Origin of the sequence: Rhodoblastus sp., assembly GCF_041915505.1 — a bacterium.
In the GTDB taxonomy this organism is placed as follows: Bacteria; Pseudomonadota; Alphaproteobacteria; order Rhizobiales; family Beijerinckiaceae; genus Rhodoblastus.
In genome coordinates, this window is sequence record NZ_JAYSBG010000071.1 from 1 (window position 1) to 12,449 (window position 12,449).

The following is a 12,449-nucleotide window of genomic DNA, read 5'->3' on the forward strand; positions in this document are numbered from 1 at the left end:
GGTCAGCGCGACGCCGACCAGCAACACGCCGAAAGCCGGCGCCGCGCGCCAGCGCCGCGCGCCCAGCAAGGCCGCGACTGACAAGGCCGCGCAGAGCAACGAAAAGCCGATCGCCGGCAGAGCGGCGGCGAAATGGCCCTTGGCGGCGGCGACACCGAGGGTGAGCGCATAAAGCGTCCCGACCAGAGCCAAAGCGATGGCGCGCGCGCGCTTGTCCGGCTCCGAGTCTATGAAGCGCGCGACGCAATAGCCGCCGATCACACCGGCGAGGACGCAGAGCGGAAAGGTGGCGTCGGCCGGGCGCCGGAACAGATTGGCCCCCGGCACGTCGAACAAAGCGGCGAAAACCGGCGTATATTTGCCGAAGGCGTAGATCGCCATGGCCAGCATGGCGATCGTGAAGAAGCGCATCGGCCGCGCAAAGGCCCAGAGCCGCCCGAAACCCAGCGCGATCAGGGCGAGGAAGGGCAAGGCGCCGAAATAGATCTCGCCCATATTGCGCGCGATATAGAGCCCGGTTTCACCCCAACCGGTCGAGGGCGGCCCCCAGAAGGTCGATTGCGGTCCGTGAATATCATAGAGATTGGCGACCAGAGCCGTCAGCAGCGAGGCCGGATGGAGCGAGCCGCGCATCGCGCCTTCCAGCGTGATTTCGGCGCGGTTGGACTGGTTCGCCAGAGCGAGGGTCCAGAGCAGGTTCGGCCCTACTACGGTCAATCCGACGAGCAGCCCGCCGAACAGAGGTTTGACCATGCGGCCGAGCCGCGCAAAAAAGCCGTGACGATCGCTGTCCAGCGGCGAAAACAGCCGCCACGCCACGAAAGCGATGAGGGTCAGGACGAACAGCCAGGCGATCTGGTCGCGACCGAGCACCATGAAGGCGGCGAACAAGCCCGCCAGCGCGCCCCATGAAAAAGAGGCGCGGTCCAGCGCCCGGTTGAGCGCCCAGAAGGCGAGCGGAAACCACGACAGGCTCAGGATCTGTCCGGTATGCTGGATGCGCCACGCCGCCGAACCGCCATAAGCGAAAGCGAGCGCCGCGACCAGCCCGCCCGCCGCGCGCCAGCCGCGATCACGGAAATAGAGCATCCAGCCAATGCCGCCGAGCGTCAGCATCAGATAAGCGACGGCGTCGGCCTGCTGGAAGGTCGGCTCGGGAACCAGCGCCGCCAGCAACAGATAAGGCGGCGAGAAGATCAGCGATTGCGGGTCGGCGATCTGCGGCATGCCAGCGAAGACATGCGGATTCCAGAACGGCGACTGGCCGCTGTGCAGCGCATGGGCCAGGAAGGAAAGCTGGGGCTGGAAATGCGCCTTGGAATCCCACGGAATCGTCACCTGCCCGGACAGCCAGGGCCAGGCCAGATAGAGGCTGGCGAGCAGGAAGACGAAAAGCGCGAAATAAAAAACGGACCTGGATTCAGCCGCCGCCGGCGGGGGGGAGATCGACATCAAGATAATGGCCCGCTCTGTCACGCTTGGTGGCGAGATAATGAATGTTCTGCGGCGTCGGCCGGCCCTGGATGCGCTGGTCCGTCACGTCGAGCCCGGCCGCGCGCAGGGCCTCGATCTTGGCCGGATTATTGGTCATCAGCCGCACCCGCGTCACGCCGAGCAGGTCGAGCATGCGCGCGGCATAGCCGAAGCGGCGCTGGTCGAGGCCGAAGCCGAGGATTTCGTCGGCGTCATAGGTGTCATGGCCCTGCGCCTGCAGCGAATAGGCGCGCACCTTGTTGGCGAGGCCATTGCCGCGCCCTTCCTGATCCAGATAGAGGATCACGCCGCCGCCATTTTCGGCCATCAAGCGGGCGGTGTGGCGCAATTGGTCGCCGCAATCGCATTTGAGCGAGCCGAACAGGTCTCCGGTGAGGCAGGCCGAATGCAGCCGGACAGCCACCGGGCCGGAAAGGTCGGGCTTGCCGACGATCACGGCCGCCTGATCGCGCAGGCCCTCTCCGCCGCGAAACACTGCGATTTCGGAATTGGGCGCGCCTTCGAGCGGCACCGGCGCGCGGCCGACCAGATGCAGCGACAGCACCTTTTTGGCGCGATAGGAGCGCACGTCGCAGCCGTTGACTTCCTGCAATTGCGGCAGGGGATCGCGCAGCGGAACCACCAGCGCGCCGGGCAGCAAAGTGGCGAAACGCAGCAGGTCCAGCGCCGCCTCGTCGGCCGCGCCCGGCGCCGAAACCGGCGCGTCGATATGGGCGTTCTCATCCGCCAGCAGCGCGCCGACGCGCTCGACATCGATCGTCGGCATGGCGATCAGGCCGGGCGCGCTGCGCTCGACGCCGAGCCGGCGCAGGCGCTGCGCGGACAGGATCAGATTGGCGCGGCCCCCGGCCAGATTTTGCAGGACGGCGGCGACGTCACGGTCGAGATTTTCGGCGGGAAAGACCAGCAGGCGGACGGCGGCTTCGCTGAGGACGATCGGCCGGCCGGCGCGCAATTCTGCGACCGCGCGCTCGACGCCGACCGCGCCGGAGATCGCGGGCGAAGAAAAAAGAGCCGAAATATCCGTCATTTGCTATGACAACCCTGTTCGCGCCGCCTGGCCTTAGCCCGGGCGGCGTCCCCTACATAATCACTTCGCGGCGCGAGAACCAGCTTTAAGCGCGAAAAGGCGGGCGCTTGCCTTGCCCGCGCCGCCGTCCTAAAGCCAAAGCTTCGTTTTCGGATGCTCCCATGCGCCTTTTTCGTCTCGCCGCTTTGCTTTGCTGCCTCGCCGCCCCCGCCTTGACCGCCCGCGCCGAGGGCGCCAAGGATCTCGTCAATGAGCTGGCGGTGAAGGTCGTCAACAAATCCACGCCGGAACTTTGCGCCGAGCGCGACAATGTCGAACTGGATTTCATCTCGCCAGACGTGCGCCAATTCACCGTCCAGGCGACGCATCCGTCCTATATCGGCATGATCGGCACGGACCGCTGGGCGCCGGATTTTTCCTCCTGCAATATTCCGCACGGCGAAGGCGCGCTGCCGCGCAAGACTTTTTTCGAATCGCCGACCCTGTGGCTGACCGGCTTGACCGATCCGGACTTCTGGCGCCCGGCCAATGTGCCGGTCAAGGTTGGCGACCATGTCGAGCCGGGCTTCAACTATATCCAGCTCTGGATGCTTTATCGCGAGCGCGCCGAGGAGATTCTCGTGCTCTATCCGTCGGACGGCAACTGGCGCATCCGCCCCCTGCCCTTCGGCGACATGCGCTGGACGGCCTATGGCTCGTCGTTCCAGATCGGCCCGCTTGAGGTCCAGGACGGGCCCGGCGGCCCCCGGCCGATCGTCGCGATCAAGGATATCGCCTTCGATCCCGCCAAAAAGGCCTTCACGCTGAATTTCGTCCGCGGCGGCTCCGCCACCGTGACGGTCAAGATGGTCGATCAGGATCATGTCGCGCTCGACGTCGCTTATTCCGGCGCCATGCCTGACAATCTGCCCTTCGCAGCGCTGCGCTCGATGTTCGCCAACGAGAGCAATGCCGATGTCGCCCGCGTCGCCTGGCGCGTGCGGGACGGCAAGGGCTGGGAGGAGGCCCCGATCCTGACCTTCCCCGGCGCGCTCGTCACCGAGCTTTGGGCGGGCCGCCATTCGGCCTCGCGCCATAATCTCTCCGCGCCGGACATGGTCTTCTCGCGCTTCCGGCCATGACCGACGCCGCGCCGCTCCCCAAACGCCCCCGCCTCGGCTGGGTCGATTCCGCGCGCGGCCTCGCGCTCTGGGCGATGGTCGGCTTTCATCTGACCTGGGACCTGGCCTATTTCGGTTGGGTCGACCGGGCTATTCCGGTGTCAGTCGGCTTTCACTGGCTCGGCCACGCCATTGCCGCAAGCTTTCTGCTGCTGGTTGGCGTCAGCCTCGTGCTCGCCGAGGCGGCGCGCGGGCCCCTGCTGAAGAGCCGCGCCTTCTGGCGACGCTGGGCGACAATCGTCGTCGCGGCGGGCGCGATCAGCGCGGCCTCCTATTGGCTGTTCCCCGAAACGCCGATCTTTTTCGGCATTCTCCATTGCATCGCGCTGGCGAGCCTGATCGCCGCGCCGCTGGTCGCCGCGCCCGTCTGGATTCCACTCGCGGCCGGCGCGCTCGCCCTCGCCGCGCCAAGATTGTTCGCCGCGTCCTTCTTCGACGCGCCGGCCTTGTGGTGGACCGGCCTTGGCACATTCGAGCCGTCGAGCAATGATTTCCGCCCGCTGCTGCCGTGGCTGGCCTTCGTGCTGTTCGGCGTGGCCTTGGGGCGAATGCTGGTCCGTCGCGGGACCGCATCCGAAGCAGACCGCCGCGATCCGCTGACGCGCGGCCTCGCCTTTTGCGGCCGCCATTCGCTGGTCTTCTATCTCATCCATCAGCCGCTGCTGTTCGGCCTGTTTTCCCTACTGGCCATGGCCGTGGTTTCGCCGGGCCGGGAACAGGCTTTCGTGGCTCAATGCGCGGCGCAATGCGTCGCCGACACCAGCGAGGCCGATCTTTGCCAGCGGACCTGCGCCTGCGTCGTCGGTCGCGCCAAGGCCGCCGGTTACTGGCTGCCCATGAACCGCAGCGCGCTCGCGCCCGAGCAGAAGCTCCGCGCCCATGACGACATCATCGCCTGTTTCGGCGACAGCCAGGCGCGATGATCAGTCCTTCGGCGCCAGCATGTCCTCGGGCCGCACCCAGGCGTCGTAATCCTCGCCGCTGACATAGCCGAGCCGGATCGCCTCCTCGCGCAGGCTGGTTCCGTTCTCATGCGCCGTCTTGGCGATTTTCGCCGCCTTGTCATAGCCGATCTTCGGCGTCAGCGCCGTCACCAGCATCAGCGAGCGTCGCATCGTCTCATCGAGCCTGCTGCCGTCGACGGCGAGCCCGTCGACGCAATGGGTCGCGAAACTGCGCGCGGAATCGGCCAGCAGGCGCACGCTTTCCAGAAAGGCGAAAGCGATCACGGGTTTGTAGACATTGAGTTCGAAATGGCCCTGCGACGCGGCGAAGGCGATGGTCGCCTGATTGCCGAACACCCGTGCGCAAACCATGGTCAAAGCCTCGACCTGGGTCGGATTGACCTTGCCCGGCATGATCGAGGAGCCGGGCTCATTGGCGGGCAGGATCAATTCGCCGAGGCCGGCGCGCGGCCCGCTGCCGGCGAGGCGGATGTCGCCGGCGATCTTGAACAGGCCCGTCGCCGCCGCCTCCAGCGCGCCATGGGCGAAGACCAAGGCGTCATGACTGGCCAGCGCCTCGAAAAGATTGGCCGCCGGCTTGAACGGCAGGCCGGTTTCGCGGGCGAGTTCATGGGCGAATTTCTCGGCGAAGCCCTTGCGCGCGTTGAGCCCGGTGCCGACCGCCGTTCCGCCTTGCGCCAGAGCGTAAAGCCCGGGCAAGGTCGCCTCGATGCGCGCGACGCCCGCCCCGACCTGCGTCACATAGCCGGAAAATTCCTGGCCCAGCGTCACCGGCGTGGCGTCCTGCAAATGGGTGCGGCCGATCTTGATGAGGCTGGAAAAGGCCTCCGCCTTGGCGCGCAGGCTGGTTTCGAGCTGGCGCAAGGCGGGGAGCAGATTTTGCGTCACCGTCAGCGCCGCCGCGACATGCATGGCGGTCGGGAAGGAATCGTTCGAGGACTGACCCAGATTGACGTGATCGTTGGGATGGACCGGCGCCTTGGCCCCGCGCGCCGCGCCGAAGGATTCATTGGCGCGATTGGCGATCACTTCATTGACGTTCATGTGGCTCTGGGTGCCCGATCCCGTCTGCCAGACCTTGAGCGGAAAATGATCGTCGAGCCGACCGGAGACGATCTCATCCGCCGCCGCGACGATCTCGGCCGCGAGCTTCGGATCGAGCGCGCCGAGTTCGGCATTGACCTTGGCCGCCGCCTTCTTGCCCAAAGCCAAAGCGTGGATGATCTCGCGCGGCATCAATTGGCCGCCAATGGCGAAATTGCGCAGGGAGCGCTCGGTCTGCGCGCCCCACAGCCGGTCGTCGGCGACTTCGATCGGGCCGAAGGAATCGGTTTCCGTGCGGTGATGAGTCATGGCGGGCCTCGATGGGCTGAGAATGTCAGTCTAAAAAATGGGCGTCGGCCGGACGAAATGTCCTGCCCGCCTTTCACGATTTGGTGATTCCGAAAAGTTGCACCCTAACGGCGGTTCGCGCGTTTCAAAAGACATCCCGTCCGAGGGCGCGCCCTCGCGCGCGGCGCCGCAAGGATATGCCACATGGAGACGACCAAGAAGGCTAGAGGCTTCGCCTCGATGGACCCGGAAAAGCAGCGCGCGATCGCGCGCAAGGGCGGCGAAAGCGTTCCACGCGAAAAGAGAAGTTTTTCCCAGAACGCCGAACTGGCCGCGGAGGCCGGGCGCAAGGGCGGTCGCAGCGTCAGTCCGACCAACCGCAGTTTCGCCCGCGACAAGGACCTCGCCAAGACGGCGGGGCGCAAGGGAGGGCGCGCGGCCCACGCCGGCGCCGAAACCGAGCGTTGAACGAAAAAGAGGCCCCCGAAGGGGCCTCTTTAACGTCTGTCGAGCGACCAGTGCGCCAGTTCAGTGCGCCAACTCAGTGCGCAACATCGGCCCATATCCGCTTCTTGGTGAAATAGAGCAATCCGGCCAGAACCAGCAGGAAGATCATCACGCGCGCGCCGACGCGCTTGCGCTGCTCCATGGTCGGCTCGGCCGCCCAGTACAGGAAGGCCGAGACGTCGCGGGCATATTGCTCCAGCGTTGTCGGCGTGCCGTCGGTATAGTCGACCTGGCCGGCGGTCAGCGGCTTGCCCATGGCGATCCGGTGGCCCGGGAAATAGAGATTCCAGTTCGGATCGTCGTCCTTGGTATAGCCGTTCAGGATCGCGAAGATCAGGTCCGGCCCGACTTCCTGATACATGCCGCCGGGGATCGGCAGAGCGTCGAACACGAAGTTCGGGAAGCCGCGCTCATATTTGATCGACTTGGCGAGCAGCGACATGTCCGGCGGCGCGGCGCCGAGCGAGGCGGCGGCGGCTTCCGGATTGGGGAACGGCGCCGGGAAATAATCCGACGGACGGCCGGGACGGTCGAACATCTCGCCCTGCAGGTTCGGACCGTCGTGGACCGTATAGGTCGCCGCCAGCGTCTTGACCTGCTCCTCGGTGAAGCCCGGGCCGCCCGGCTGGGCGAGCGTGCGCATCGGGATGTGCAGCTCGTGGCAGTTCGAGCAGACTTCCTTGTAGATCTTGAAGCCACGCTGCAACTGGGCCTGGTCGAAGGCGCCGAACGGGCCGGCGAAGACCCAGCTCTGGCGGGTCGGATTCGGCGTTTCGTGTCCGCCGCCTTCTTCCGCGCTGAAGGCCAGTGTGGAGAAGGCGACCACGCCGAGCAGAGCCGCCGTCGCGATACCGAACGTCTTGGTGAAAGCCATTGTTCTGTTCCTCGAATGCGGCCGGTCAGCCCTTGGTCTGCGGAGCGGAGGCGGCGCCCGCCGCGACCGACGAGGCGGACCCGCTCTTGGCGAGCACCGCGTCAGCGATGGAGGCCGGGACCGGCTTGGTCTTCTCGAACAGCCCGAGCAGCGGCAGAACGATCAGGAAGAAGGAGAAATAGCCCACGGAGAGAATGCGGGCGGCGAGCACATAGCCGCCTTCCGGAGGCATGGCGCCGAGATAACCCAGGCCCACGGCGCAGACCACGAAGATCCAGAAGAAGATCTTGTAGATCGGGCGATATTTGGCCGAGCGCACCTTGGAGGTGTCCAGCCAGGGCAGGAAGGCCAGCACCGCGATCGCCGAGAACATGGCGATGACGCCCGCGAGCTTGTCCGGGATCGAACGCAGGATCGCGTAGAACGGCAGGAAATACCATTCCGGCACGATATGCGGCGGGGTCTTCATCGGATTGGCGGGGATGTAATTGTCCGCGTCGCCGAGATAGTTCGGGATGTAGAAGATGAACCAGCAATAGAGCAGCAGGAAGACGACGATGCCCAGGCTGTCCTTGAGGGTGGCGTGCGGCGTGAAAGGCACGGTGTCCTTCTCGACATCCTTGATCTCGACGCCATCGGGATTGTTCTGGCCGACGACATGCAGCGCCCAGACGTGCAGGCCGACGACGGCGCAGATGATGAAGGGCAGCAGGTAATGCAGCGCGAAGAAGCGGTTCAGGGTCGGGTTGTCGACCGAATAGCCGCCCCACAGCCAGATCGTGATCTGGTCGCCGACCAGCGGAATGGCCGAGAACAGATTGGTGATGACGGTCGCGCCCCAGAAGGACATCTGGCCCCAGGGCAGCACATAGCCCATGAAGCCGGTGGCCATCATCAGCAGGAAGATGATGACGCCTAGGATCCACAGCACTTCGCGCGGGGCCTTGTAGGAGCCGTAATAGATGCCGCGGAAAATGTGGATATAGACGGCGAAGAAGAACATGGACGCGCCATTGGCGTGGGCGTAACGCAGCATCCAGCCCCAGTTCACGTCGCGCATGATCTTCTCGACCGAGGAGAAGGCCAGCGTCGACTCCGGCGTGTAGTGCATGGTCAGCACGACGCCGGTGACGATCTGCGCGATCAGCATGAAGGACAGGATGGCGCCGAAGGTCCACCAGTAATTGAGGTTCTTCGGCGTCGGATAGGCGACGAAGGAGCCATGCATGAAGCTCAGGATCGGCAGGCGGGCCTCAAGCCACTTCACCACGCCGTTGTTCGACTCGAAAGTTGAGGGTCCGTGCATCTGGTATCTCTTCGAAAATTCGTTGGAACGGGCGGAACGGTCCGGCGTAAGCCGGACGGCGATCAGCCGATTTTGACTTTCGCGTCGGACAGGAAGCTATATTGCGGGACGGCCAGATTGCGCGGCGCCGGGCCTTTACGGATGCGTCCCGAAGTATCGTAGACCGAACCGTGGCAGGGACAGAACCAGCCGCCATATTCGCCCTGGTGGCCGAGCGGAATGCAGCCGAGATGGGTGCAGACGCCGACGACGATCAGCCATTGCGGCTTCTGGACGCGGGCCGAATCGGCCTGCGGATCGGGCAGAGTGGCGATATTGACGTCTTCCGCCGCCTTGATCTCGGTCGGCGTGCGGTGGCTGATGAAGACCGGCTTGCCGCGCCATTTGATGGTGACGATCTGGCCCTCGGGGATCGAGCCGATATCGACTTCGGTCGAGGCCAGGGCGAGGGTCGAGGCGTCGGGGCTCATCTGGTTGATCAGCGGCCACACGGCGGCGGCCGCGCCCACGGCGGCCAGGGCCCCGGTGGCGATGAAGAGGAAGTCTCTGCGGGTCGGTTCGACCGTCGATGCGCTGGACAAGTGTTCGTCCCCAATCGTTGGCGCGGCTCCACGGAGGCGGAGCCATTGAACTTCGCGCGTCGTCGAACGAATCGTCGCCGCGCGGCGAAAAGCGGTTCCGCCGGAACGCCGGCCGCGCGGCCGGAGCGGACGAGGCGCGGGAGCGACGGAGGGGCGGGCCTGTTTGGGCAAGCGCCGTTATTTGGCGCCTTTCCGCCCTATTGTCCATAGAGCGCGCTAAGAAGAAAGGCTTAGACCGCGCCGCTTTCCGCCTAAAGGACGAGCAGAAGCGCGGCCGCCCAAAAAAGCGGCGCGGGCCGAAGACTGTTGGCGCGGCGCGGCAGCGATGCTATCCAGCCTCATGCCGTCCGCCGAAACGCCGCTCTGTCTCGCTCTGTTCCAGCCGGACATTCCACAAAATGCGGGGACCATGCTGCGGCTCTGCGCCTGCCTCGGGATCGACGCGGCCATTGTCGAGCCGGCCGGATTCCCCATTTCCGACAAGCATTTCCGCCGCGCCGGGCTGGACTATCTCGATCATGTGCGAATCGCGCGTCACCCCTCCTGGCGCGCTTTCGAGCAATGGCGTGCGACATCAGGCCGCAGGCTCCTGCTGCTTTCGACGAAGGGCGACACGCCTTACGCCGATTTCGTTTTCCAGCCCGGCGATATCGTGATGGTCGGCCGGGAATCCGCCGGCGCGCCGCCGGAGGTCCATCAGGCGGCGGATGCCGCGCTGCGCATTCCGATACGCGCGGATTTGCGCTCGCTCAATGTCGCGGTGGCGGCGGCCATGGTTTTGGGGGAAGCTCTGCGCCAAACCAAGGGATTCGCCGGCGACGACCGCGTCGCGGGCGCAAGGGAGGAATTTTCGTGAGCGACGCCATTCTGGACGCGCGCAAACAGGCGGCGGTCGCGTGGTTCGGCGCGCTGCAGGCGCGCATCATCGCCGCTTTCGAGGCGCTGGAGCGCCGCGACGACGCCGTCTTGGCCGAAGCGGACGCCGCGCCCGGAACATTCGCGCTCACGCCCTGGGAGCGGAAAAATCACGACGGCGCGCCCGGCGGCGGCGGCACGATGGCTCTGCTCAAGGGGCGCGTGTTCGAAAAGGCCGGCGTGCATTGCTCCGCCGTATATGGAACCTTCGCGCCGGAATTCGCCCGCCAGATTCCCGGAGCCGATCAGGACCCGCGCTTCTGGGCCGGGGGAATCTCGCTGATCGTCCATCCCCGGAATCCCAATGTCCCCGCCGTCCATATGAATACGCGCATGGTCGCGACCTCGCGCGTCTGGTTCGGCGGCGGCGCGGACCTGACGCCGGTGCTCGACGCCCGCCGCGTGCAGGACGACCCGGACACGATCGCCTTTCACGCCGCGATGAAACAGGCCTGCGAGGGCCACCGGGTCGCGGATTACGATCGCTTCAAGGCCTGGTGCGACGAGTATTTCTTCCTCAAGCACCGCAACGAGCCGCGCGGGACCGGCGGCATTTTCTACGATTATCTCGAAGCCGGCGGCGAGTCCTTCGATCCCGCCTTCGCCTTCACGCGCTCGGTGGGGGAAGCCTTTCTCGCCATATATCCGCGCCTGGTCGAGGCCAATACGGGCAAGGCCTGGACGGAAGCGCAGCGAGAGGAGCAGCTCGTGCGGCGCGGCCGCTATGTCGAATTCAACCTGCTTTACGATCGCGGCACGATTTTCGGCCTGCGCACCGGCGGCAATGTGGATTCCATTCTGTCATCCATGCCGCCTATCGTGAAATGGCCTTGAGGCCGTCGCAACCGCCCGCGCGACCGGCGGGCGAAAAGACAAGAGGAGCAAGGGAAAAATGGACTTCAAACCCGGCGAAGTCGTGCAATTGAAATCAGGCGGACGCGGCATGACCGTCGTCAAGCAGACCAAGGATGCGGTCGATGTGGTCTGGTATGCGGACAGCGACGACGCCATCCGTTCCGCCACCGTTCCCGCCGCCTGCCTCGCCCTGATCGACTTCGACGACGAAGACGATCTCGACGAAGACGAAGACTGACGCCTTCCCCTCAGCGGCGCGGGCGCGGCGGCGGCAGATCGAAATCGGTGGGCGATCCCTCCGGCACATAGACGCCGTCTTCGCGCAACGCGCCGCGCGTTTCCTGCCTCGTTCCGGGCCGCGGCGGCGCGGCGTCGGCCTCCGGCAATTGGGCGTGCAGCGTCACCGGCGCGATCCCGATGGGACGGCGCGGCGGCGCTGGCAAAGGCGTGGCGGCGATCGGAGCGGGCGGAATCGGCGCATTCGCATAGGACGCGACCGGAGCCGGCGCAATCGGCGCCTTGGTCGCCACCGTGATCGGCGGCGGCGGACGGCGCAGCGGCTCCGGCGCGACGCCGGCCGTCGCGAGATTGCCGCCGCCGCTCATGGCATAGGCGGTGGCCGCGCGCGGCGCGCCGGCCTGAGCGATGTCGAGATCGTCGTCGAAATCCGGCGTTTCAGGCAGGTTGTCCTTGCGCGGCGGCGCGACCGTATTCTGCGGCGCCGGTTTGCAGATGCGGCGCGGCCCCGTCGACGTCATGCCATGCATGGCCAGATCGACATGGATATGATTGTAATGAAAGGGGTTCGACCCGGGGGCGAGCACGGTCGAGAAATGATCGCAGGCGCCATTGTGCAGGTCATGCAGAAAGGCCTGGGTCTGCGGATCGCCCCGCCACCAATCGTGGACCAGCGTGATTTTTCGCCCGTCGGCGAGCTGGAAGCCGCCAATGTCGAGGGCGTTGCCGAAGGAATGCTCCGACAGCCGCGCGCCGATCTGGTTGTTCATGCCGCGGCAGGCATAAGACCCCATTGACTCGATCTGCACGACATTCTGCCCGAAGCGGGACAGAGCGGCGGGCTGCACGACATCGGCGAGCCAGACGTCCAGCTCCGCCACCATCGGGCAATCGAGCGTCTGGGTGGAATTGAACAGCACCGCGCCATTCTGCAGCGCGGTGACCTTCAGCGGCTTGGTCAGGCCGCAGATCGAGGGGCCGTCGATTTCACGCGCCGCCGGCTGGACAAAGGCCGACATGGCGACGCGGCGCTCCGCGAAACAGGCGTTTTCGGCGCGCGCGCGCCAGGCCGGACGTTCGGCGCGCTCCCATTTCGAGCATCCGGCGAGGCCGCCGAGCCCGATCGCGAGCAGGAGGAGTGGTAAGCTTCGACGCGCCATGTCGCGATTCCTGCGGCCGACGCGTTAATCCCC

At 65.8% G+C, this 12,449-nt stretch carries 12 protein-coding genes and 1 pseudogene; 6 read left to right on the top strand and 7 right to left on the bottom strand.

The window, feature by feature from the left end; genetic code table 11:
- A pseudogene (locus ACE3S9_RS06790) lies at window positions 1-1,452 on the bottom strand (hypothetical protein); the annotation flags it as partial.
- On the bottom strand, window positions 1,421-2,524 hold the full coding sequence (ribA, locus tag ACE3S9_RS06795; RefSeq protein WP_374545684.1) for a GTP cyclohydrolase II RibA: 1,104 nt from the start codon (window positions 2,522-2,524) through the stop codon (window positions 1,421-1,423). The pseudogene ACE3S9_RS06790 and the gene ribA, both read right to left, overlap by 32 nt.
- A gap of 161 nt (window positions 2,525-2,685) precedes the next feature.
- On the opposite strand from ribA, the gene ACE3S9_RS06800 reads away from it, so the two are divergent.
- Both ACE3S9_RS06800 and ACE3S9_RS06805 read left to right on the top strand, forming a co-directional pair.
- The gene (locus tag ACE3S9_RS06800; RefSeq protein ID WP_374545685.1) at window positions 2,686-3,645 is read left to right on the top strand and encodes a hypothetical protein; all 960 of its coding nucleotides are present in this window, start codon (window positions 2,686-2,688) and stop codon (window positions 3,643-3,645) included.
- Entirely contained in the window at window positions 3,642-4,607 is a 966-nt protein-coding gene (locus tag ACE3S9_RS06805; protein ID WP_374545686.1) for a heparan-alpha-glucosaminide N-acetyltransferase, read from the top strand. Before ACE3S9_RS06800 ends, ACE3S9_RS06805 begins: the two co-directional genes overlap by 4 nt.
- Here ACE3S9_RS06805 and fumC read toward each other — a convergent pair whose 3' ends face one another.
- Window positions 4,608-6,002, bottom strand: a complete 1,395-nt coding sequence (gene fumC / locus ACE3S9_RS06810) for a class II fumarate hydratase (RefSeq protein ID WP_374545687.1) — start codon at window positions 6,000-6,002, stop codon at window positions 4,608-4,610. It lies immediately after the preceding gene.
- Between the two features lie 183 nt (window positions 6,003-6,185).
- Here fumC and ACE3S9_RS06815 point away from each other — a divergent pair, with 183 nt between their 5' ends.
- Window positions 6,186-6,449, top strand: a complete 264-nt coding sequence (locus ACE3S9_RS06815) for a KGG domain-containing protein (protein ID WP_374545688.1) — start codon at window positions 6,186-6,188, stop codon at window positions 6,447-6,449.
- Between the two features lie 73 nt (window positions 6,450-6,522).
- Here ACE3S9_RS06815 and ACE3S9_RS06820 read toward each other — a convergent pair whose 3' ends face one another.
- The 3 genes from ACE3S9_RS06820 to petA all read right to left on the bottom strand — a co-directional run bounded on the left by ACE3S9_RS06820 (window position 6,523) and on the right by petA (window position 9,249).
- Window positions 6,523-7,362, bottom strand: a complete 840-nt coding sequence (locus ACE3S9_RS06820; protein ID WP_374545689.1) for a cytochrome c1 — start codon at window positions 7,360-7,362, stop codon at window positions 6,523-6,525.
- A gap of 25 nt (window positions 7,363-7,387) precedes the next feature.
- The gene (locus ACE3S9_RS06825) at window positions 7,388-8,668 is read right to left on the bottom strand and encodes a cytochrome bc complex cytochrome b subunit (protein WP_374545690.1); all 1,281 of its coding nucleotides are present in this window, start codon (window positions 8,666-8,668) and stop codon (window positions 7,388-7,390) included.
- Between the two features lie 62 nt (window positions 8,669-8,730).
- Window positions 8,731-9,249, bottom strand: coding sequence for a ubiquinol-cytochrome c reductase iron-sulfur subunit (gene petA / locus ACE3S9_RS06830; protein ID WP_374545691.1), 519 nt, complete (start codon window positions 9,247-9,249; stop codon window positions 8,731-8,733).
- Window positions 9,250-9,589: 340 nt separating this feature from the next.
- Here petA and ACE3S9_RS06835 point away from each other — a divergent pair, with 340 nt between their 5' ends.
- Genes ACE3S9_RS06835 through ACE3S9_RS06845 form a run of 3 tightly spaced genes read left to right on the top strand, consistent with a single transcriptional unit; the run spans window position 9,590 to window position 11,257 of the window.
- Window positions 9,590-10,105, top strand: coding sequence for a tRNA (cytidine(34)-2'-O)-methyltransferase (locus ACE3S9_RS06835; protein WP_374545692.1), 516 nt, complete (start codon window positions 9,590-9,592; stop codon window positions 10,103-10,105).
- On the top strand, window positions 10,102-10,998 hold the full coding sequence (gene hemF / locus ACE3S9_RS06840; RefSeq protein WP_374545693.1) for an oxygen-dependent coproporphyrinogen oxidase: 897 nt from the start codon (window positions 10,102-10,104) through the stop codon (window positions 10,996-10,998). Before ACE3S9_RS06835 ends, hemF begins: the two co-directional genes overlap by 4 nt.
- A 58-nt stretch (window positions 10,999-11,056) precedes the next feature.
- Window positions 11,057-11,257, top strand: coding sequence for a DUF2158 domain-containing protein (locus ACE3S9_RS06845; protein WP_374545694.1), 201 nt, complete (start codon window positions 11,057-11,059; stop codon window positions 11,255-11,257).
- 10 nt (window positions 11,258-11,267) lie between these two features.
- Here ACE3S9_RS06845 and ACE3S9_RS06850 read toward each other — a convergent pair whose 3' ends face one another.
- Window positions 11,268-12,416: an extensin family protein gene (locus tag ACE3S9_RS06850; RefSeq protein WP_374545695.1), complete on the bottom strand. Its 1,149-nt coding sequence runs from the start codon at window positions 12,414-12,416 to the stop codon at window positions 11,268-11,270.
- Between the last annotated feature and the right edge of the window lie 33 nt (window positions 12,417-12,449).

Excerpts from the sequence above, each read along its gene's own strand:
- ribA (WP_374545684.1), bottom strand. The coding sequence starts at position 2,524 with ATGACGGATATTTCGGCTCTTTTTTCTTCGCCCGCGATCTCCGGCGCG.
- ACE3S9_RS06800 (WP_374545685.1), top strand. The coding sequence starts at position 2,686 with ATGCGCCTTTTTCGTCTCGCCGCTTTGCTTTGCTGCCTCGCCGCCCCC.
- ACE3S9_RS06805 (WP_374545686.1), top strand. The coding sequence starts at position 3,642 with ATGACCGACGCCGCGCCGCTCCCCAAACGCCCCCGCCTCGGCTGGGTC.
- fumC (WP_374545687.1), bottom strand. The coding sequence starts at position 6,002 with ATGACTCATCACCGCACGGAAACCGATTCCTTCGGCCCGATCGAAGTC.
- ACE3S9_RS06815 (WP_374545688.1), top strand. The coding sequence starts at position 6,186 with ATGGAGACGACCAAGAAGGCTAGAGGCTTCGCCTCGATGGACCCGGAA.
- ACE3S9_RS06820 (WP_374545689.1), bottom strand. The coding sequence starts at position 7,362 with ATGGCTTTCACCAAGACGTTCGGTATCGCGACGGCGGCTCTGCTCGGC.
- ACE3S9_RS06825 (WP_374545690.1), bottom strand. The coding sequence starts at position 8,668 with ATGCACGGACCCTCAACTTTCGAGTCGAACAACGGCGTGGTGAAGTGG.
- ACE3S9_RS06835 (WP_374545692.1), top strand. The coding sequence starts at position 9,590 with ATGCCGTCCGCCGAAACGCCGCTCTGTCTCGCTCTGTTCCAGCCGGAC.
- ACE3S9_RS06845 (WP_374545694.1), top strand. The coding sequence starts at position 11,057 with ATGGACTTCAAACCCGGCGAAGTCGTGCAATTGAAATCAGGCGGACGC.
- ACE3S9_RS06850 (WP_374545695.1), bottom strand. The coding sequence starts at position 12,416 with ATGGCGCGTCGAAGCTTACCACTCCTCCTGCTCGCGATCGGGCTCGGC.